Source organism: Microcoleus sp. N9_A2 (genome assembly GCF_036701775.1).
GTDB lineage: Bacteria > Cyanobacteriota > Cyanobacteriia > Cyanobacteriales > Microcoleaceae > Microcoleus.
In genome coordinates, this window is record NZ_JAUBRH010000017.1 from 42263 (window position 1) to 63597 (window position 21335).

General features: G+C 46.2%; 19 protein-coding genes and 1 tRNA gene. 9 read left to right on the forward strand and 11 right to left on the reverse strand.

Translation table 11 applies throughout. The annotated features are described in order from the left end of the window. Positions 1-117 precede the first annotated feature (117 nt). Positions 118-432 carry a hypothetical protein gene (locus QUA44_RS13175; RefSeq protein WP_333251710.1) on the reverse strand — a complete coding sequence of 105 codons (315 nt, stop codon included), beginning with the start codon at positions 430-432 and terminating at the stop codon, positions 118-120. Between the two features lie 416 nt (positions 433-848). On the opposite strand from QUA44_RS13175, the gene QUA44_RS13180 reads away from it, so the two are divergent. Then, complete coding sequence (locus tag QUA44_RS13180; RefSeq protein ID WP_333251711.1) at positions 849-1574, forward strand: lysophospholipid acyltransferase family protein; 726 nt, start codon at positions 849-851, stop codon at positions 1572-1574. Positions 1575-1729: 155 nt separating this feature from the next. Next, positions 1730-2551, forward strand: coding sequence for an alpha/beta hydrolase (locus QUA44_RS13185; protein ID WP_333251712.1), 822 nt, complete (start codon positions 1730-1732; stop codon positions 2549-2551). A 260-nt stretch (positions 2552-2811) separates the two neighbouring features. Here QUA44_RS13185 and QUA44_RS13190 read toward each other — a convergent pair whose 3' ends face one another. The 8 genes from QUA44_RS13190 to nadA form a co-directional block, all read right to left on the reverse strand. Next, entirely contained in the window at positions 2812-3417 is a 606-nt protein-coding gene (locus QUA44_RS13190) for a DUF2996 domain-containing protein (protein WP_333251713.1), read from the reverse strand. Positions 3418-3600: 183 nt separating this feature from the next. After that, a complete protein-coding gene (locus QUA44_RS13195) occupies positions 3601-4488 on the reverse strand; it encodes a hypothetical protein (RefSeq protein WP_333251714.1) in 888 nt (295 codons plus the stop codon). A gap of 138 nt (positions 4489-4626) precedes the next feature. After that, a complete protein-coding gene (locus QUA44_RS13200; RefSeq protein WP_333251715.1) occupies positions 4627-5181 on the reverse strand; it encodes a hypothetical protein in 555 nt (184 codons plus the stop codon). A gap of 337 nt (positions 5182-5518) precedes the next feature. Then, the gene (locus QUA44_RS13205; protein WP_333251716.1) at positions 5519-5635 is read right to left on the reverse strand and encodes a photosystem I reaction center subunit VIII; all 117 of its coding nucleotides are present in this window, start codon (positions 5633-5635) and stop codon (positions 5519-5521) included. 57 nt (positions 5636-5692) lie between these two features. After that, positions 5693-6202, reverse strand: a complete 510-nt coding sequence (locus QUA44_RS13210) for a photosystem I reaction center protein subunit XI (RefSeq protein ID WP_333251717.1) — start codon at positions 6200-6202, stop codon at positions 5693-5695. A gap of 114 nt (positions 6203-6316) precedes the next feature. After that, complete coding sequence (locus tag QUA44_RS13215; protein WP_333251718.1) at positions 6317-7033, reverse strand: TIGR04283 family arsenosugar biosynthesis glycosyltransferase; 717 nt, start codon at positions 7031-7033, stop codon at positions 6317-6319. A 364-nt stretch (positions 7034-7397) separates the two neighbouring features. Next, positions 7398-8015 (reverse strand): TIGR04282 family arsenosugar biosynthesis glycosyltransferase, encoded by a 618-nt coding sequence (locus tag QUA44_RS13220; protein WP_333251719.1) that lies wholly within the window; start codon positions 8013-8015, stop codon positions 7398-7400. A gap of 253 nt (positions 8016-8268) precedes the next feature. Then, complete coding sequence (gene nadA, locus QUA44_RS13225) at positions 8269-9237, reverse strand: quinolinate synthase NadA (protein WP_333251760.1); 969 nt, start codon at positions 9235-9237, stop codon at positions 8269-8271. A gap of 346 nt (positions 9238-9583) precedes the next feature. Between nadA and QUA44_RS13230 the strand changes: the two genes are divergently transcribed. The 6 genes from QUA44_RS13230 to QUA44_RS13255 all read left to right on the forward strand — a co-directional run bounded on the left by QUA44_RS13230 (position 9584) and on the right by QUA44_RS13255 (position 19088). Then, entirely contained in the window at positions 9584-11092 is a 1509-nt protein-coding gene (locus QUA44_RS13230; RefSeq protein ID WP_333251720.1) for a restriction endonuclease-related protein, read from the forward strand. Further along, positions 11082-14495, forward strand: a complete 3414-nt coding sequence (locus QUA44_RS13235; protein WP_333251721.1) for a pPIWI_RE_Z domain-containing protein — start codon at positions 11082-11084, stop codon at positions 14493-14495. Before QUA44_RS13230 ends, QUA44_RS13235 begins: the two co-directional genes overlap by 11 nt. A gap of 2 nt (positions 14496-14497) precedes the next feature. Beyond that, on the forward strand, positions 14498-17752 hold the full coding sequence (locus tag QUA44_RS13240; RefSeq protein WP_333251722.1) for an RNaseH domain-containing protein: 3255 nt from the start codon (positions 14498-14500) through the stop codon (positions 17750-17752). After that, entirely contained in the window at positions 17749-17892 is a 144-nt protein-coding gene (locus tag QUA44_RS13245) for a hypothetical protein (protein ID WP_333251723.1), read from the forward strand. The genes QUA44_RS13240 and QUA44_RS13245 overlap by 4 nt, the downstream gene beginning before the upstream one ends. A gap of 159 nt (positions 17893-18051) precedes the next feature. Next, positions 18052-18969, forward strand: coding sequence for a TIGR04168 family protein (locus QUA44_RS13250; RefSeq protein WP_333251724.1), 918 nt, complete (start codon positions 18052-18054; stop codon positions 18967-18969). Between the two features lie 34 nt (positions 18970-19003). Next, a tRNA-Ser gene (locus QUA44_RS13255) sits at positions 19004-19088 on the forward strand. A gap of 157 nt (positions 19089-19245) precedes the next feature. On the opposite strand, the gene QUA44_RS13260 is transcribed toward QUA44_RS13255, so the two are convergent. Together QUA44_RS13260 and QUA44_RS13265 are read right to left on the reverse strand one after the other, a co-directional pair. Continuing rightward, positions 19246-19626 carry a translation initiation factor gene (locus tag QUA44_RS13260; RefSeq protein WP_333251725.1) on the reverse strand — a complete coding sequence of 127 codons (381 nt, stop codon included), beginning with the start codon at positions 19624-19626 and terminating at the stop codon, positions 19246-19248. 107 nt (positions 19627-19733) lie between these two features. Next, positions 19734-20237 (reverse strand): hypothetical protein, encoded by a 504-nt coding sequence (locus tag QUA44_RS13265; protein WP_333251726.1) that lies wholly within the window; start codon positions 20235-20237, stop codon positions 19734-19736. Positions 20238-20755: 518 nt separating this feature from the next. Between QUA44_RS13265 and QUA44_RS13270 the strand changes: the two genes are divergently transcribed. After that, complete coding sequence (locus QUA44_RS13270; protein ID WP_333251727.1) at positions 20756-21274, forward strand: pentapeptide repeat-containing protein; 519 nt, start codon at positions 20756-20758, stop codon at positions 21272-21274. Positions 21275-21335 lie beyond the last annotated feature (61 nt).

Genomic DNA, 21335 nt, shown 5'->3' on the forward strand with positions numbered 1-21335 from the left:
TTTTGAGTGTTCTCCTCAACTTATCGTGACGCAAAAAAAAACTTCCAATCAAAAGATCAAGAAGTTTTTTAACTTTTGATTGGAATGGAAGATCAAAAGTTACAATTTCAAATTAAATTAGCCGAGAGTTTCTACAGGCTGCTGATTGGATTGATTTCCCGTTGCAGAAGGTTGATCTTCGGTGGCGGGGTCTACGGAAAGCACTTGAATGTTATTTAGCAGAGTTGTAACGAAAGCAAACAGCAAAAAGGGCAGAGACAGCACTAAAATCAAGCCGACTGTAGCCAAGGCGTAGATTTGACGGGCGCTGCTCCACAGGGCGAGTGCTGACGCTAGACTCAGGAAGATGACTATCAGCCAAACAATGATTTGACCGTAAATGTCGCCAAAGGTGAGGGTACATTTAAGGCGATAGTTTTGGATGTTACTCATTTGATGCCTCGGGAGATTGCTATTACGACTTGTCCAAAAATACTTTGACAGTGTGTCAATGCCCACTGTAAATTTCTAAGTTTAGCTGCCGCAACTTGGTTTTGGGGTTGTTGTAAACATTCTTTAATAAGTTGCCACAACACTTGATAAATTTTTGCTTCTGAGGGGGGATTTCGGCCGAAACACTTGGCGATCGCACTCCCAGGCCTAGAAACCGGGTTTTTTACTGTTTTGGCGGGCTGACTAGAAGTAAACGTGCGAAAAACCAAGGTGATGACCGCCCGTGCGTCCAGGATTAGGAAACCAAGGCACAAGCGGAAAGTCTACTTTTTGAGGGAGCCCTGACTTGGTAAAGTAATGTTAAGCTGCGTGGGAATGGAATCAACCTTTATAGCGTCGCACCTGTCTTTTCGCCCATGTCTTCAGAAAGCAAATTGCTGATTTCGCGCTGTTTCCTGGCTGCTTTGGGAACGCAGATGTTTATGTACCGCGAAGACCGGATTCCCCAAGAGAACCCGGTGCTGGTGGTGAGCAATCACCGCAGTTTCTTAGATCCTGTGCTGCTGACAGCGGCTTTGGGTCGATCGATCCGCTTTGCTTGTCATCATTACATGGGTCAAGTTCCGCTGATGAGGGAAGTTGTCACGACTTTCGGCGCTTTCCCCTTGGAAGCACCGGAGCACCGACAGCAGCATTTTTTCTCTCAAGCGACAGCGCTGCTGCAAAGCGGGGAGATGGTGGGGGTGTTTCCAGAGGGTGCAGAACCGATGGTGAATTTTACTAAGCCTAATACTGTGGGGAAGTTTCAGCGGGGATTTGCTCATTTGGCTTTGCGGGCGCCGGTGCGGGATTTGGCGGTTTTGCCGGTGGCGATTAGTTCTTTTGAGGAACACTCAGTACGATCGGGTGTACCGCTCAAGTTGTTGAGTTTGTTTGATCCTTCGGAACCGTTGTTCGATCGCGGTGGGTGGCATCCTGTGATAATTTATCAGCGAGTTAATGTTTTAATCGGCCGCCCTTACTGGATTACTGTCGAGAGACAGCAGCAATATCAAGGCAAAAAAGCCAAAGCAGTTGTGGCTGAACTCACAGACCACTGTCAGGGAGAAATTGCAGAATTACTCCAACGAGGTTGTTTGTAAGTTTGTAAGTTTGTTGACAGTTGACTGTTGGCTGGTGTCCGATTTCCAATTCTTTAATCGTTGACTGTTGACTGTTGACTGTTGACAGTTGGCTGGTGTCCGATTTCCAATTCTTTAATCTAAAATCTAAAATCTAAAATCTATTGACTTGAATCATGGCAAATGCTAACAACAAGGTTCGTTTTCTAACCCCCAAACCGCCGAAACCAGATCGGCCTTTATTTGTATTTCTGCCCGGTATGGATGGCAGCGGTTTGCTGCTGCGGCCGCAAATTTCTAAATTAGCAAATCATTTCGACATTCGCTGCTTAACTGTACCGGCTGACGACATGGCTAGTTGGGAGGTACTGGTTAGCGAAACAATTGCCTTAATTGAAGCAGAAAAGCAAGCTGGAAAGCAGCAGCGGCCGGTTTATCTGTGCGGCGAGTCATTTGGGGGCTGTTTAGCTATGAAAACTGTTTTAGAAGCTCCTCAATTGTGCGATCGACTAATTTTAGTCAATCCTGCTTCTTCATTCCGACAACAGCCTTGGGTGCAGTGGGGTTCCCATCTCACTCAGTGGCTGCCGGCGAACCTTTATCCGCTGTCGGTAATCGGTTTGTTGCCGATATTAGCATCATTAGGAAAGATTGGGCGCGACGACCGGCGCGCTTTGCTAGAAGCGATGCAAGCGGTACCGCAACACACGTCTGTGTGGAGATTGGCGTTAGTGCGATCGTTTGATGTTGATGAAAATCAGTTGCGCGGCATCAAACAGGAGACATTAGTAATTGCTAGCGGTGCCGATCGGCTGCTACCTTCTCTAGCAGAAGGGAAGCTTTTAGTCAAGGTAATTCCTAATGCGGAGATGGTGCTGCTGGCTAACAGCGGTCATGCTTGTTTGTTAGAAACAGATGTTAACCTTTATGGGATTATGCAAGCTCGCAATTTTTTGACTGAATCTATTAGTCAGCAGTCATTAGTCAGCAGTCATTAGTCATTAGTCAGTAGTCATTAGTCATTAGCATTCTGTAGGGGCGGGTTTAGAAGAGGATATATGATACAAATGACTAAAAAAAGGGCAAAACCCGCCCTCTCTTTTTTCGTATACTATTTTTCCGATCGCTCCCAATACTTCCGCGCTTGATGTGTTGCTACCAGATTGTTGATTTGCTCCCCATATAATCTGCAAGCGACACACCAAACGCGGACTCTAATGACGAAGGACTCCTATTTGCGATCGCACTGCACTAATGACTAATTAAGATTCAGCCATTTTTGAGCGTTAAGCCGCTGGACTACGCCAAACACCATGAGGTCGAGAGTAATCTTGCGCTCGTCTATCAAAAAAGGCTCTAAAGTGCTGGTATTGGTATTATTTTCAGCACAGGAAAAGGCTCTTTGACTTTGAATATTTTCTTGAGGAAAATACAGGTTAAATTGGCGCTGACCTTCTTGGAATTTACCAATTACCTGCCAGCAATCTCCAGCGGAACTCATGCCAGCAATGGGGAGTTTTTGCTTGGCAAAACGCACCTCTAAATCCTCAACGCCCTGCTTGGTCAAAGCAGTTTGCAAGGCGGGCAAATAATCTTGTTGAATAAATTCTGCAAAGGGCTTGTCTTCAACAGCAGGTGCTTTTTCCTTTTTAGCTTTAGCTGGGGGCTTGTCGCCGTCAGCGGCTTTGGCTGGGGGATTGTCGCCGTCAGCGGCTTTGGCTGCGGGCTTTTTAGCTTTAGCTGGGGGCTTGTCAGTGCTGGGTAAGTCGGTTGTATCGGGTGCGTCGGAACTGGGGGCGTTCTTGCGAGCAGCACTGGGAGTTTCTGATTCGCCAGCGGTAGGGTTTTGCGGTTCTTCTGGCATTAAGGCTTCCTTGTAAAATTGATCGGTAGGAGTTTTGAGTTGAGCTCCGGGCGATCGATCTAGTCGATCGCACAGATATTTTATCGAAAACCAAGCTTAAAGAATTGTCAGTCAAAAAACTTTGAGATCGAAACACTCGTTTCCGGGTTTGCCTCTTGACAAATTACAACTCCTGTGCTGATTCTAAATTTCAGCGACAGCTCGTTCAATCAAACGGCGGGCGAGAGTTTGAACGCCGGTGTGTTCGTAGTAATTGGTAGTCATGTCGAGGAATGCGCCCACATAGTCCACCTTATCGGCAGAAATTTCCACAAAACTCTGCAAGTGGCCAAGTACGTTTTGGGGAGTCAAACCTCGATCGCTTACAAAAGAGCTCATCCAGCCAGAAACCGAGTTAAAGCTTTCGCCGATAAAGCCGAGTTGGCCTGCGGGAGAGCCCCCTGGAATCATGCCGCCGATCGACTTAAATGCCTGATTCTCTTGCAAATCGCTGGGGGAGAGCTTTTGAATCCAAGACTGAGTTGCCATGATAAAGTCTGGCCCCAAAGGAATCAAACCATCAAAACAAACCAAAGCAGCCATCCGCATCAGGGATTCGCCGCCGTAGTCGCCCAAGGAAGCGGCAAAATCGCCAATGCTGTCGCCGGGAAGGCCGTTAATTTGGCAAAAAGCGAGCAACTCAGTGACTAACTTCAAAGACAGATCGATCGTCTGAGCTTTTTCAGGCTTGGGAGTGATATTGCCGAGGAACGACAAAAACGAGACATTTTCCGCAACCTTATTAGCGAGGGCAGCACTGCCCAAAGCCTTGTCGGCGCTGTCAATAGTTTGGTAAAGCCAGAGAGCGCGTTGATAGCCCTGAGACTTATCGTTGAAGAGGTAGATGGCGCGATCGCCAATTTGCTGAATCAGTTCTTCGTCAGTTTCGCCAGTAACGGTGCGAATGGTATTTTCAAAGCCAACTAAATTGTTCCACTCGCCGGGAACAACAAAGTCAAGCGCTCGCAAGGCTTTGACAGTCATGTTGTCTTTAGGCAGTGTATCGACTAATTCAAAGACTGTTTTGCTCACAAAAAACTCCTTATGCTGGAACGAAAATCAAAGGTATTACTTTTGGCAGATGGCAAAAACTTCACACTCTTTTTTTGGCAAACTTAGTTTTGATAGCGCCAGACTGGAGTCGGGCGCGGAGTGTGACCAGAGACATTACTACTTGACGCGGGCGAGGCCACCGAGGTTGAATTTTGACAGCCAAGCTTCGCGATCGCTAGCGGTAAAAGAGGGACTGCGGGATTGAACTTTCACCTGATAGCGATTTGCCACTAAAACAGCGGTGATATTAGCACCCTGATTAACGGCGGGATAGCCACCGATTTGCTTGGTACTTTGCTTAAATTTTGCACCTGCCGAGGGGTTGCCGGCAATGTCGTTAATCGAGAGCATCGCGACATTTTGACCGCCTTTGTTCAGCTTAGCTTCAGCAAAACCGGATTTTTCTTGAGCGAAGACGCGATCGAATCCACCGCCCGAAGCCGGGAAGTATTTATTTAACTTACCGCCTGCAACTGCCTTCTTGGGCAGGTTTTGATTACTAGCACTTGATTTGTCAGCAGTTGTCTGCTTGGCTTTAGCAGGTTTTTGGGTGCTTTCCTCCTGGGCTTTGTCCCAGCGGGAGGGGGCTTGGGTTTGACCGCAGGCGGTCACTAACAGCAGTACCGAGATCAGGAATGGAGCTAAGATGCGGCGTGCGGGGAAAAATTGCATCGCTGTCTCCTCATTAGTAGGTTTCCATAACAATTGTGGCTTAGAATTTGGCAATTTGTGTGCTCTGAGCCGATGATTTGTCTTCTTTGCAAAAAAATCCTCTACCTGCAGGCAGAGGATTTTTTTGCAATTATGAGTTTTGAAGGAAGAAAACTGAAAGATTGCTCCACAGATAAATTCTGGGGATGGGGGTAAAGAAACTAAGTTTTCTGATAGCCAGCAATCTCAAAACAATTTTTGCTGATTTTCCCTAGATTTATCTAGAAATGTCAGAGCAATTGTTCGTCAATCGTCTTACTTCGGCTTTCCAACTTAGGTCTTACTTTGTGGGTAAAGCTTAGGCGTCGCTTTCGATGTGAATAAACAACAAACCCATTACCACAACTGGCATCAGCCATGTAACGAGCGGAATCAAAATCCAAGGCAAGAAAGAGGCAGCGTAGGTACCTGTCATGTCAAATTCTCCAAACTAAAGTTAGCGTGTTCCAACAGGGATATCGACGAGTGGAGTCTAATTGTTGACTAAACCCCGGAAAATGGCATCAACGCCCTTAAAGTTTTCGAGCAAGAAGTAGGCAGCAAAGACGCCGCTCATGCCGCCAATGAAGAAACCAGCGGTTAACTGGCTCCATCCTTCAGCATTTCTGAGGGAATCGGGAGTCATGGGATTAGCACTGGGGTAGCTGATGTTGTCTTGCTGGAAAGACACCAAACCGTAAGCAGACATACCTAGTGTGCCGAGTAGAACTATCACGAGGGCTGTAATTAGTCCGCCGAGATTAGCGGCTTCTGGATAATCCCGCAGGGGTCCGAAGACGATTTCGGGGCCGACGAGGAAATAGCCGTGTGCCAAACCGATTTCTAGACCTCGAACTAGGGGCGAGAGTCCTTTGCGGTAGATTGGCAAGTTCCCGATAAATGCTTTGGTGAAATCAGAAGCACTGATGGGAGTTGCTAGATGACCCGTGAAGGGGTCGCCGTTAAAGGGTTTAATAAGTTCTGCATCTCTGGGATCGGCCATATTCTCTTTTTCCTCGCTGTGCGTAAATTTTGAGGCGTTCAAGTCATATTTTACGCAGGGACGGGCTTCCTATTTGCATAAATGGCACCGAGCTTTAGAAAAGTTCACTATTCTTTAGTTTTCGGAAGAATTTTTCTTTTGTCCTCTATACCAGAAAGCGAGTCGATCGGGCGACACTCCCAAGAAATAAGCGATAATTACTATTTGATTGATGGCAGTGGTTTTGAGTACCCCAAGTTGCTGCCAGCGGCGGTCGGAGGTCAGCACTGGCTGGGGTAATAGGGTAATGGGGCCTTGTTTTTTCAACCGGCGCACGAATTCAAAGTCTTCCATCAGGGGTAAGTCGGGAAAACCGCCGATTTTGTCAAAGGTAGCTGAATACAGAAAAATGGCTTGATCGCCGTAGGGCATTTGGAAAAAGTTCGATCGACAGTTTATCCCTGTTTCTACCAGCCGCAGACAGAGCCTGCACCCATCAATTTTGAGTGGAAATGCCCCCCCTACTATGAACGGTTTAGCTAATGCCATGCGCGCGTCAGAGTCATAGCCTGGGGGTAAAAGAGTGTCGGCGTGGAGGAACAGCAGGATATCTCCAGTAGCGGAGGCGGCACCTGCATTCATTTGAGTAGCGCGGCCTGGGGCGGTAGAGATAACTCGCACGCCCAAAGATTGGGCTATATCTGCGGTACCATCGCTGCTGCCGCCGTCGGCGACAATGATTTCAACATTTTTAGCATTTCGGGCGGTGGAGATGACTGGGGCGATCGTAGGTGCTTCGTTTAAGGCTGGAATAATAATGGAAATTTTGAGATTCGGATTTTCTGATGGCATACAGAATTAAGCAGCCCGTGACATAGAGGGCGGGTTGTACAAAGCTTATCTGTTATTCCACAGATTCCGACAGTTTGAGGTTTTACGCATGGGGCCCAGAAACCGGGTTTCTACGAGTTTTGGGTTGAGTTGCAATAAATATAGCCACAAACTCGGTTTCTACTCAGGGCGACGAATTGCGATCGATGCTAAACTTTGGCTTTTTGTCGCGCTTGCGACTATTGTCGCAAGCGCTGTCTAACCGCTGCATTCGGTCAGACAAATACACTTACTATATTATGACCTTATGGTTTCACAATCAAGTGTTTTTAATTAATTAAATATGACAATTACTAATGACTTACATCGCCTCAATACAGTTTAGTTATTTCAACATATTCATATCTAAACCGAGCAAATCCTCCGGTAGATCGATATCTGCAAGGGTGGGAAGCTCGGCAATTTTCAGAGCGAGGTTTTTGGCGATCGCCCGCGTAGCAGCAAATACCTCATTAGTTCCCCAGTTAATGCCGCCAAACAATTCCGGTACCGATCGCCGCAGCCCGATTAGATAATAACCTCCGTCTTTTGCCGGCCCCAAAACTAAATCGTGCTGGCTCAGTTCGTCAAAAGCTTTTGCCATGATTTCTGGTTTCATAGCGGGACAATCTGTTCCGATAATTACAGCTTTGTCAACCCCCGAATTAAAGGAGTTTTGAAACGCTGCAGTCATTCTGGCACCTAAATCGCCGTCTGTTTGATTTTGATAAATAACATCGGTTCCCAACCAGTCTTGCATCTGTTGTGGGCTGCCGCCTGTGTAATGAATTTCTACTGATAATCGGCGGGAGTTTTGGAGAGTGAGCGCGTGGGCGATCGCCTTTTGGGCCATCAAGCGGTGAAGATTGGCAGCACCTGTTTTTCCCAGCACCGGAATCAGTCTAGTTTTAGTTTTTCCGGGTTCGGGGTAGCGGGTGAAAATTATCAGTTTTTCTGGAATCATACCATTTTTGATTTTTGATTTTAGATGGGAGTTTTTGCACAACAAATCACACGATCGAGCGGGTAAACCGCAGATTTTAAGCAGATAAACACAGATAAACGCAGATAATTTATAGATTGTCTGCGATTGAGTGCAATCCAAGTCTAATATTGGTGGGTTGGGCGCGGTTTAATATTTGTTTTTTGGTAACTTAAGTTAATTGTCGCACCCAATTTACCCTACAATAGGTTAACCGAAAATTGGTGATTTACGGTTAGCTCATTTCTAGCATTCGCTGGATTGGTTTCAAGGCGGCCCGTTGCAGTTCTTGGGACATGGTAATTTCGGGAGTTTGATTTTTGAGGGATAGGTACAATTTTTCCAAGGTATTTAATCTCATGTGCGGGCATTCGTTGCAAGCACAAGTATTATTGTTGCCAGGAGCGGGGATAAATTGTTTGTGTGGTGTTTGCTTTTGCATTTGGTGAATTATTCCCGGTTCAGTCGCGACAATAAATGCTTGGCTGGAACTCGATTGAGTATATTTGAGCAAAGCGGCGGTGGAACCGATATAATTCGCGTGGCTAAGTACGGGAGGTTCGCATTCTGGGTGGGCGATGATTTCGGCTTCGGGATTTTCGATTTTGAGTTGAACTATCTTTTTTTCTGAGAAGTTTTCGTGGACGATGCAGGCTCCTTGCCAGATTTCCATGTTTCTACCGGTTTGTTCCATGACGTAGCGGCCGAGATTGCGGTCTGGCCCAAAAATTATTGGCTGATTTTCGGGAATTTGGTTGACAATTTTGACGGCGTTGGAGCTAGTGCAAATTATGTCGCTCATTGCCTTAATTTGGGCGGTACAGTTAATGTAGGAAATAACTAAATGTCCGGGTCGATCGGCTTTGAATGCTGCAAAGGCTTCGGGCGGGCAACTGTCGGCGAGGGAACAACCTGCATTTAAGTCTGGCAATAATACTAATTTGTCTGGATTGAGGATTTTGGCGGTTTCTGCCATGAAATGAACTCCGGCAAAAACTATGACATCGGCGCTGGTGTTGGCGGCTTTGCGGGCAAGTTCTAGGGAGTCGCCAATGAAGTCTGCGATGTCTTGGATGTCGGAGTCTTGGTAGTAGTGGGCGAGAATGACGGCGTTTAACTCTTGTTTGAGGGCGTTGATTGCGGCAAACAAGTCGTCGGGCAGTCGGGTTTGGGTAAAGTTGGGAGCAGGTGCGGTGGTAAACACAGTTAGAATCTTGGGTGAATGGTGGCGGCTGGACTCAAGTGTATTTTGAATTATAGTTGAATTCACCAAAAACGGTTGCAAGCGGCTGGTTGGGCCAAAGCTAGAAAATTGGCCGTAGGTTAACCGACTGACTGGCAGCGGCAGCGAGATTTTTCCATCCACAAGTTGACTTAGCTAAATTTTTACCCGATCGGTAAATTAGACTGAAAGCTCTGTCCCGCAAGACATTCACAGGGCAACAACTACCTTGAGCGACGAGTATTTTGAGTGGCCTCTATTGACAGCAGTAATTTACATCGTTTAATGTAAACAGAAGATGATGTAAGTAAGTGGGTTTGATACATCTATGTACTTTGAGGACGATCGCCAGTGGCAGGGAACTGCTGAGTTTCTGACAAAAGAACTAAAACGACGGATTGAGCAGCTCGGGCTATCTGTGGAACCCCCAGCGGTGCGAACGGTGCGATCGTGGAGAGCCAAGCAACTGCTTTCGCAGCCGAAAGGGCAAGAATTTCGGTTTCGACAAATTTTAGAAGGACTGGCAACAGCACTTTTGCTCCAGAAAGGTTGGACGCTGGCGGCGATCGCCCAAGTTTTACCCTCATTCCCCGATCTACTCTTGGAGCAACAAATTATTGCCGAGTCCGATCGCCAAGACCCAACATGGTTGCCACTAATGCAAACAGCGACATTGCCATTACCCACAGGACACGCCAGCAACCTGGATCTGGCAGAAGATGCTGTTGTCTTGCTAGCGCAGGGAATTCTGCGGCAATACATCAGAACTCTCAATCGAGAAATTGTCCGCCAAGAGGACAGTATGCCATCAGAACTTTATCGGGCAATGTGCAAATTGGGCCGGCTGTACATCGAAGCCGGAAAAAGCGATCGCGCGGCTTGCGTGCATACCGTTTTGGAACGTGCTAGATATCCTCTCGATCGGTGGGACTTAAATATTTTTAGTCAACCAGATTTTCGCTTTCGTCAAGCAATTCTCATCGATCCAGACTTGCGAGTACCGACCCCAGATTGTGCGGAAATTGCTAACTCCAGAGGTACTTTTGGCGAAGATAATGCGATCGAACACCGCCTGTACGAACGGTTGATCGAGGCAACTGAACGATTGGGAAGTCGCCAAAAGCACAAAGCTTATACGGCTTTGCGATCGCTATTTGGCAGCCGATCGCTCATCGGAGAACACCAACTCTTAGACTACTTGCGTGACAACGATTTAACCCCTTTACAGGGAATGATTGTTGACACCTTTTTTGATAGCGTGCCGGATATCTGGTTAATTAACGGACAGGCTCATCGCTGCGCGTATTGCGGTACGCTAATGCGCCCCTATCCCGATCTAAAACTTTTTTCCGACGGGCGATGTCCGATTCGCCAATGCCTCGGTCACGATTCCTCAACAGCAAAAGTTTCAGAGAAATTAGACCAAGATAGAGACCGATTGCTGATTGCCAAACCGCAGATTTTAACCTATTGGACAGGGCCGGGAATTGACGAATTAGCAATTTTTGATTCAGCCATAAAAAACGGACTTGATGCCGAACTTTACCCAGAATCCGACTTGTGCGATATCGGAATTAACCGTCGCAATATTGGCATTGATGCTAAGTCGTATACCAGTCCGGTCTCCCTTGCCTTGCGCCTCAACCGCAGCATCGGAGGGCTGATTCACTACCGCCGCCGCATCATTGCCGTCAGCGAGAGATTAATTGAGGAGCGACCGGATTACCTCTCTACTTTCCGGTCAGCGATCGATAAAAAAGGCGATACTGCTACTCTCGAAATTCTGTCTGTTTCACAAGTCATTGAGTTGTTAAAGGCAATCAAATATGAGAATTAAAGCTGATTTATGGACAGGGATCGATCGCATTTGCTGGTTGTGCGTTTTAATGGCAGAATTTTTAGATACTAATTCCCTAGAATATGCTCCTTTAACAATATCGGGAATGGCGAGTATCGTCAATGCACCCGCGCTGGCAAAAGCCCGCCAAGCCATTTTTAATATGCGCCTGATGTCCCTGGCTTACGTGACAGAACAGTCAGTTAAACACGCAGTTGCTATTTATAACGATCGCCACTACCGCGACAAAACTCAAGGAACCTATAAAATTAACTTAGAAACACTTTGTTTTGAACGCACAGACCCCCTAGAAGACCCTTTAATTACCAAAGCCCGTCAAATTCTCAGTCAGCCTTTAGCACACCAATTTTACAGCACCAGCTTTGCCGATCCTCGCCAGCCAATGGCCGTGGCTTTAGGTAAAGAAACAACAGCCGCGAGAGTGCCAATTGGCCCGATCGCTATCCCGCTTGCACCGCGCCGCAACCATTCCCTCGAACACTTGCCGAAAGCAAAAATCCGCATTCCCCTTGCGGAACTTTACGAATTAGCAGTTGAGATGGATGAACGCGAAGCAAATCACCCTGAAAAAAGACAGGGTAGCTGGGTAAAACGGTTTGAACATTTTGCGCTTAAGGTGCCAGAAATTGGTAAAGGTTTGCGAGAAGAAACATTCATCGAATTAGCAGGCATCAAGCACTTAATTGGACTGCCAGGATCGGGCAAAACAACTTTGCTAGTATTGATAGCTGTGTGGTTGGGAAAACGCGGTTATAAAGCGATGTTTGTGTTTCCCTCTATTGAAGTTGCCAGACAGTACATGGCAGCACTAGCATTTCATGAAATTAAAGTGGGAATGCTAGTCGGTCAAAGCGATGGCACCCGCCGCCGACACGCTAACAATATTGCTGAGGCGATCGCAGCATCAGGAGGAAATGGCGGCTTTGGCTATAGTTTGGAACAGGCAGAAACTTTTGGCTTAAATTGCGTCTTACCTGCGTTTTCAAGTGCCGATACTTCGATGTGGGGATTTGGTTACGCACCGTGCAACGAAATATTACAAAGTGGCGGTAAAAATGGCAAAATGAAAAAGTATCTCTGTCCGGTTTGGACGATGTGCGGCCGCAACAAAGCACCCCGCGATTTGTTAGATGCTAATATTTGGGTCGGTCACGTTCTTTCAATGGATACTGAAGTTCCACCCCAGGCGATTCGCGAACGAATTCGTTATTTTGAATTGATTGCCCGGACATTTGATGTGGTAGTTTTTGACGAAGCAGATATGGTGCAATCAAATTTGGACGCTTACGGTGCAGCAACCTTAAAACTTTCTGGGGCGAAAGAATCTATCCATTTAGCCATTCAACAGCAAATTCACAATCCTTTTGCAGGTGGCGAAAATTATCGATTGTTCGATCGCAATGTTGAACTTTACAGCCGCGATTTATCGGAATTTGGCGACCTCAACACATCGTTAATTACTGCGGTTCAAAATATGCCTTCATCGCCAGTCGGCAAACGCTATGAAAATCAGTTGTTAACTGTTTTGAGAATTGTCAGCGATTTGTTGGATGGCTTTGAGAAATTTTCTAAACGCGATCGCCTTGACGAAGAGGAAGTCAAACAGGGATTTAGCAAAAGTCGAGCTTTAACTCAATTCTGGGAAACGGCAGCTTACCATGCTTTTTACGATCGCACTGGCATTGAACCGCACGATCGGCTGAACTTAGATATGTGCGCTCAAAGGCTGGGAATCAACAGCGACACTCTCAAACTGCAGTGGGAAACTCAGATTCTTTATTTTCGGCGTTATTTAGCAGAAAATCTGATCGAACGGCGCGACAAGATTGTCAAAGAAATTGCCGAATTGTTTTTACCTTTGTGTTTTAAGGATGCCACTGCATCAGCCGAAGCTCAGGATACAATTACCTTACTTGTTTGTGTCACTTTTGTGATTTTAGGCTATCAGCGGATCGTGCCTGAAACGAGAACAATGGTAGCAGAAGGACTGATTCGGGAACCGATTGTCGAATCAACGGCAACCCCCGAACTGCGACAACTAATCCCTGAGAATATTTTGGGGTCTTTTTCTGGCGTAAAATACAGTTTTGAATCGGCACAAACTACTCGAACTCAAGCCCGCAATGTAAAACTGTCTTATATCATTTTTGTGGGCGCACCTCGGATGTTAATGCACCGCTTTCACAAGTTATTTGAGGCAGATGGCGAACTGACAGGGCCGGCGGTTTTAATGACTTCAGCTACCTCATTTCTCGAAGCAAGTCCTGCTTATCACATTAATTCTGGGCCGGATTATCTGCTGCAACCGCGCCAAACAGAACACGATCCCAAAAAGAGCAAATACCGCTTCAAATGGCTGCCCGATCGCGAATTTCGCGATGAACCTCTCCGATATAGCGGTGCAGGCGAACAACGCCATCGCAATTTAGAAAAAATGGTAGACGCGCTGGTACGGGGAGGAAATCAGAAATCAGAAATTTACAAATCCATCCTCAACTTTGATAAAAAACATGGTATTTACCGCAAAGCTGCCTTAATTGTTAACAGCTACGAACAAGCTCGCACTATTAAGAACTTTATCAACGATTACCATCCAGAAATCGGCAAAAGAATCAAAGCAGTTGTTAATTTTCTCAAAAATGGAGAGCAACCAACAGATTTCGTCACAACGGCTCAGTGCGAGGCTTTAGGAGATGATGAAACTTGCGATATTATCATTTTTCCCTTGTTGGCGATCGGTAGAGGCGTGAATATTGTTTTCACCAAAGGAGATAGGAAACTCGATGCAGCAATTGGTACAATTTATTTTCTCACCCGTCCCCATCCCACCACTGACGATACGCAACTTTTGTACAGCCTCGCCGGAAAAGCTACCCAAGAATTTGACAGTCGAGTTTTTAGTGAAACAGAAGATTTGTCAGCAATTTCTAATGCTTGGAAACAGTCGAGAAGACAACTGTGGAAAACGGCGAATCACCTGTTGCGCGAACCTCTAATGGCTAGCCGCTTGGGTGAAGATTTATTCAAACCTTTTACGGCAAATCAGATGGTTGGGATTTTGCAAACAATCGGGCGCGGGATGCGAAATGGGTGTTCGGTACAAGTTTACTTTGTCGATGCAGCTTGGGCAATTAAATCTACTAAAAATGAACCTGACTCCGGGCGGGACAGTATGCTAGTTCAGATGCGAATTATTTTAGAAGAATGCGTCAAGCATCCCGATTCAGTGATTCGAGAAATATATCAAGAACTTTACGGGGCATTTCTCGACCCCATGCGACGCATTGAGGGCGTAGTTTACCCGGAAAGTTTACGCGATTCAGGAGGTTTGACAGAAGAAGAAGACGATTTTGATGATTTTTCAGCTTTCTTGGAGATGTAAGGATGAATGACGAAATTTTTGATGAAATTGCATTCGATGATGACGGTGAATTAAAGGAAACTAATATTACTGGAGATGCAACCATGAACGACGAAATTTTTGACGAATTTGAATCCGATGATGACGAAGAAACTGAAGCAACTGTGTTTTCAGACACTCTTTACATTCCTCTTGCAAATAAGAGTATCAAAAAAATTCCCCTAGCTTTTACCGTGCCGGACAATATCGAGCCAGTAACGGTCAAAGGCTTGGCGCTAGCTTGGACAAAATCTGCTTTACATGAGCTTTCGACCATCCAAAAAGCTATTGTTAATGCTGATAAGACCATAAAAAATCTCCCTTACAAGTCGTTGCGAGGCTTGTTAGAAGTAGGACTTGACAGCGCAGCACGGATTCAGTCTAATGTAGGTTTGAGTAACTATTCGTTGAATCCTAAAAATGTAAATGAGCCTGAACCATTTGCTTACTTAAATTCCGAAAGTACAGAAGATATCCTGAAAGCGTTACGCCCAATTATCAACGAGTGGATGATAAATTTTCTCAAACCTTTTGCTGAAAAAGAAGATGGGCTATCGGAAGTTATCGACCGTTTGGAAGATTTGTACGATCGAAAACAGTTGCTGAAAATTACTGTGTTAGAGTCTCAAGTTTTACCGTGGAAATGGTCAGCATTAACAGGAACAACTCAGGGAAAAAATGATGATTATCGCGCGTTAGTTGATTATGCTGCTCGTGCGATCGCCGGAAAAGAGATTTTTCAGGGGCTAGGAACAATGAAGCGAGTTATTTCGAGTAGCGGCAGGCTGACAACTGGAAAAGCAGAGTTGATTACCAATCCCATCACTCTACCAAAACACGCGGGAAAATTCAGTCTGGTGATATGCTTAGAAGTCGTAACCTATCCTTCTTTGCACCAGCCTTTGTTGAAGATTGATGTCTCCAAACGCCGCTGGTTCAATAAGTTAAAACCTGCAAATTATAACTCAGGAAATATTAGCGGTTTTGTCTTTTCTGATGACTACAGCGATCGCACTTTTAGCTACACGGTCTTTTCGCAGTCCGAGAAACCGGAGAAAAATCAACAGGACAAAAAGAAAAATTGGGTTTGGGCGATCGATAAAGACTTTGAAGCATTGCGCGGCAAGCTAAAACTCCCCATGAAAACGCCTAACGGTCAAAATATTGATGGTTCCCAAATTGCTTTGGGTCAAGCTTCAACGGATAGCTGTCAAGTAATGTTAACTTACCGCAACGGACTGCAAGAAGGGAAACACGGAATTGATGCAGGCGTACTGGAGATTGATAAATTAGAAGCTTTTGAAAAAATTACTGAAATTCTCAAGCCTATCGGCTTCAAACCTTTCGATAATTACTCGGAAGTAAAAATCAAAGGCACAAGTCACAAAAAAGACGATACACCCTCGCGCATGATTAACTTGCCTACTCTGTTAGGTGCTGCTTTAGAAGTTCTAGAAAAAGACGACTGTTCTGATTTGACTCCCAAATATCTAGAAAGCTTTGATGACAATGAGTTAAACAGCTTGCTAACCAAACACCTTGATACCAATTTAGAAAACATTTCAAAAGGCAGAAAAGCCCTTCAAGTGGTTTGTCAATTAAAAGAACTCAAGGCGATGATTCAGGCAAACCAGGAAGCTATGCGTCGGCTATACCCTGACGAAAAACTGTTGCTCGTTATCTTTTATGAAGAACATTTGCAAACCGAATTGAACCTGCTGCAAGCAATAATTCGCGTTCTATGGGGTGGTGCGATCGAAGTTATTGCTAATCGTTTACCAGCAAACACTCACGGGCCGAGAGAGTCATTGCCCGGTGCAAATTTGAAAGCGAAAGAGCGATCGCGCCACCGCATAGAAGCCTGGGACTCGATCGTCAAACAAGAGGCTTTACGCAAGCAGCGAACTTTTTGCCTGGTAATGGCGCGGGAATGGTATCCAGACAACAAACATGACGATCGCGTGAATAAACCCTCATCCCGTCAAGCACTGGCTACCATCGCCGGTTCTTGCGTGCAGTTTCTGCTACCGATTGAGAAAACTAAGGAGAAAAATATTCTCAATCTCGATAATTTTTCCCATAGAGTACAAGCGGCTCTAAAAGACTTACTTTGGGCTCATTCTGGCCGCATTGATGATGTCAAAGCAAAGGTAGACAAATGGTTAAAAGACATTCCTCAAGAAGCCAGACCAAAAGAAATTATTGGGATTACGATCGTCCGCAAACAGAAAGGTCGCGTTCGCGGTTCTATTGAGAAGACATTTTTACCAGTTGCTATGCGTCTCAACGTGGAGACAGGTGAGTGCGAACTGTGCTGTGCTTATGAAAAAGGCAATAGTTTACAAATCAGTCCTTGGAGCAAGTTTTCTGAGGCGATCGCCTTCATTTCCCAAATCTCCCCCGTAAAACTGGCTAATGATAAAAGTGGGCGTGAAATTCGTTTCATGAAATTTGTCGAACAGATTATTTCCACTTCTGTAGAGGAGGGAAATCAACCATTAGTTACGATCGATTCTTCCAACTGCGTGCAACTTTGGCCTTGGCTTGCCGATTCTAAAATGAATGCAAATCAAATTAACCTCGGTCAGCAGTACGAGCGGATGCAAGATGCCTGGAAAGGCGCGCGGATAATTCGGATTCGCCAAGACCTCGCCCCTGGAATTATCGATAAAAAAGTCCGATATTTTGCAGAAACTTTTCTGGAAGATCGGCGAACAAAAGAAGAATTAACTTCAACCTGTGAAATTCCTTCTGCTTCCAGTGCCATGAAGTTATTTCGGCTGAATTCAAGAAATCAAAACAGCGAAATTAATCAAACGGGTTGTGTTGCTTACCTTTCTGTAGGACGTAAAACACTCCATCATGAATCGCGCGGTCAAAGTTGCTACGGCGAAACCCAAATCAGCGCAATTTTAAAAGTCAAAAAAGAGGAGGGTTCGCTAGAAAAAGTTTTAAACGAAGCCGGATTAGAGGTTCACAAAATCGGAACCCGTCCGCCTTATATCGGACACTTGCCAACTCCTAATCCCCTTGAAATTGTTGTGACTTTGCGACAAGAAAATGACGATCCAGATCGCCTTGCTGCGCTTGTAGAATCTCTGCGCTATGGTTTCGGCCATTACAGCGACTGGTCTAGTTTACCTGCTCCCCTGTTCTTCGAGCGTGTCGTGCGGGATTACATCAGCGAATTTGTAATTGAAGATGAGGAAGTGGAGGCGGAACCAGATTTGGAGGAATGATGCAGTCTAGGGGCGCTGTCGCGACTTGTTTGACTGTGATGGCGTTGCTGTGGATGATTGACGGGCTTGAATTTAGGGCGATCGCTTTTAATGTCAAATTTAATGTCAAATGGCGAGAGAGTTTTGGCGATGGGGAGTAAAATTTGCAGATGTTGAGAAAATCTAGAATCTAGAATTTAAAATCTACAATCCTCTGAGGAGGCTGCGCTGTATAATTAGTCAAGGCTGGATTTGCCAAAATTGGTGAGTGTAGTAGAGATTTTTTAGCGGTAAGGGCTCGATCAAACGTAGCAAATCAAATGAATGAGACTAAGGCGATCAAAATTGCGGTGGTGGGGGACGTTCACGATCGGTGGGAACCTGAAGACGGCGAGGCTTTGAAGCGCCTAGGCGTTGATTTGGTATTGTTTGTGGGGGATTTTGGGAACGAGTCGGTGGATGTGGTGCGGGCGATCGCCCAATTGGACATTCCGAAAGCTGCGGTGTTTGGAAACCACGACGCTTGGTACACAGCGACGGAGTGGGGCCGGAGTCAGTGTCCCTACGATCGCACTCAAGAAAATTGGGTAAAACAGCAGTTAGATTTAATGGGAGAAGCCCACGTCGGTTACAGCAAGCGAGATTTTCCCGAATTGGGCGTAACTGTGGTGGGAAGCCGCCCGTTTACTTGGGGGGGGTCGGAGTGGAAGTACAACGATTTTTACTCGGAATGGTTTGGGGTAGAAAGTTTTGAGGAGTCGGCCAAACGCATTGCAGGAGCTGCGGCGGATGCAGATTGCGAAAATGTGATTTTTTTGGGTCACACGGGCCCGACTGGGCTGGGAGAGGCTCCTGAAGACCCCTGCGGGCGAGATTGGAAGCCGCTGGGAGGGGATTGGGGAGACCCAGATTTTGCTGAGGCGATCGATCGAACTCGCGGTTCTGGGAAGCACGTACCTCTGGTAACTTTTGGTCATATGCACCACAAACTGCGGCACACCAAGCACGAGTTGCGGAAGTCGTGTTTCTTGAGTGGGGAGGGTACAGTTTATTTGAATGCCGCCAGCGTACCGCGAATTGTGGAGAAAGAGCGATCGAAACTGCGGAATTTCTCGATCGTCCTGCTGGAAAATGGCACAGTGTCGGAAGCGTCTCTAGTTTGGGTGGGGGAAGATTTCGCCGTGGCTTTAGAACAAATTCTTTATCGGCGCGCTGAATCTGCGGCTATTTGTAGTTAGAGACAATTGCTGGTATGATAAAATTTATGCGCCTGGAGAGGTGGCAGAGTGGTCGAATGCGCCTGACTTGAAATCAGGTGAACCGTAAGGTTCCGTGGGTTCAAATCCCACCCTCTCCGTTTAAAAATTCTCCTGTCCGTTAAGGGTTTCAGATTCTCTATCCCCTCAAGAGTTCCCTTTTCCGCTCATCTTTGGATCACTCTTGGTATTTCGCAACAAAAAAACACCCCCGCAGGGGTGCTGTTGCTTACCAGGTAATTTTTCTAGCCAACTGACTTAACTAAACCCTTCCTCATCCGCCGGGTCGCCGTAGGGGTCTTCGCTCGCCGGACTCACATTGCCGAACATTCCAGCATCCGCTACGTAGTCAGCCGGGTCGCCGTAGGGGTCTTCGCTGGCCGGACTCACGTTGCCGAACTGTCCGTAGTCGGTACCGGCGTCGTCGGCCGGGTCGCCGTAGGGGTCTTCGCTGGCCGGACTCACGTTGCCGTACTCTCCGTACTCAGCCGGGTCGCCGTAGGGGTCTTCGCTGGCCGGACTCACATTGCCGTACTGTCCGGGATTTGAGGGATCTTCGTAATTGCCATCAGGATCGACTTGCTCGCTGTCTGGCCCGACGATCGCATCTTTTAACTTCCGCAAAAATCCATCTACCATGATAAAGTTCCTCTTTTTTAGGTGGTGAAAAACTGCTGTTTTAGATTTGGAATACCAGATTTAATTGAAAATCTCCAACCGGTAATCTAAAATCTCAAATGGTTAGGCTACTGTGCTGGAACAGGAGCTGTCGCTTCCGGCAAGCTAGTAAGGTCACGACCAGTATTTTGGTTGTTGTACCCCTGGAATTCGCGGTAACGCGCTGCCTCGGACTCCGGAACTTTAATTCCTTCAGGCGGGGGCGTTACCCAGTGAGCGCGATTCTGGGCATCGCGGTAGTAAACGCGACCGTTTTTGGAAAGGTAATGTTTTCCCTGCGGCCCCTTTTCTTGTTTATTTTTGTGCTGATTGTAGATGTAGTAAAGGGCTGCTGCTCCTGCTAAAGTAATCCCTACTTTTTGAACATTGCTCAGTCCTTTTTTCGCTTGTGGCGAAGGACTCGGGCCGCGATTAGTTTGCACTCCTCCAGCGCGAGTGTCGTCAACTGGAGGCGGGGGAGCGGAACTTTCCTGGCTAGAACCGCAAGCACTCAAAAACGGAAAGGTCAGCAGCGTTGTCAGCAGCAGAGCCATGAAGCGCGATCTTTTGGGTTCGGATTTGATTGTGTTCATTGCCGCTCCGAATTGTCGGGATTATAGGTAGAGTGTGTTCTGGCGAGGTTGAGGAATCCTGAGCTGCTGCCAACAGTTTTTAGAGTAAATTAATTTCTCAAAGCAATTTTGACAAAAAAGTATTTGCTGAGAATTTATCAACAGCGCAGGTACTGTATGGCGTTTCTATTTAATCATGCTGTAATCTCTCGATGATTTACTCATTCCAGGGATATAAATAAAGTTTCTTTTATTTCAGTCCGCAGGTATATGCCAATGCGCGCCTTCGGGTAAGAATAAATTCCGTTTGTGGACTCCTCAAAGCAAAGTTAAGCAGACGGACGGGACGAGTCCGAAGCTCAAAGCAGCACTGGCGAGGGAAACGAGGCCGGATTTATAAGTCTGGCGGTGTTTAATTGCGCCCGACTGCTTGTCGGAGATGCCTGCAATTTTTTCGTGAGAATTCTGGAGAGGTCGATCGCACTATTGTAGAAATCTATTAACCGCGATAGAAAGCCCCCGAAGCTTTTCGGATATTTATGAAATTAAAGAATTTATTTACTGCTGGATTGTCGATCGCAGTTGTATTTACTGCGACTAAATATCTAACTTTTTCAAATCAACAAAACCAAGTCAAGGAATTGCTGCAAACCAAACAGTGTCCCGAGTGCAATTTCAGCAATGCCAACCTAAAAGGATTAGACTTGCAAGGAGTCAACTTGCAGGGAGCCAACCTAGAAGGTGCTAACTTATCAGGAGCAAAATTGGCCAATGCTAACTTAAAAAATGCGAACTTAAATAGAGCCAACCTGACGGGAGCTGATTTGGGCTGTGCCGGCATCACTTTCAACCTTGATGCGAACGATCGAGGAGCAAACATGGATTTTAATGTCACCGCTGTTCCAGAACAGAATAACCCAGAAAATGCAGTAGTTGGTTTCAATATGAAAGCAACGGATCGAGGAGCGACAATGCGTTTCAACCTCATGGGATGCGCTGACTTCTCGAATGCTAGCTTGCAAGAAGCTAAAATGCCATCTGGCACAATTCATCCTTAATAGCAGCCCATAAAGCAATCTGCTGTGTCATCATTTGTCAACTTCTTTTCATTCTTTCTGC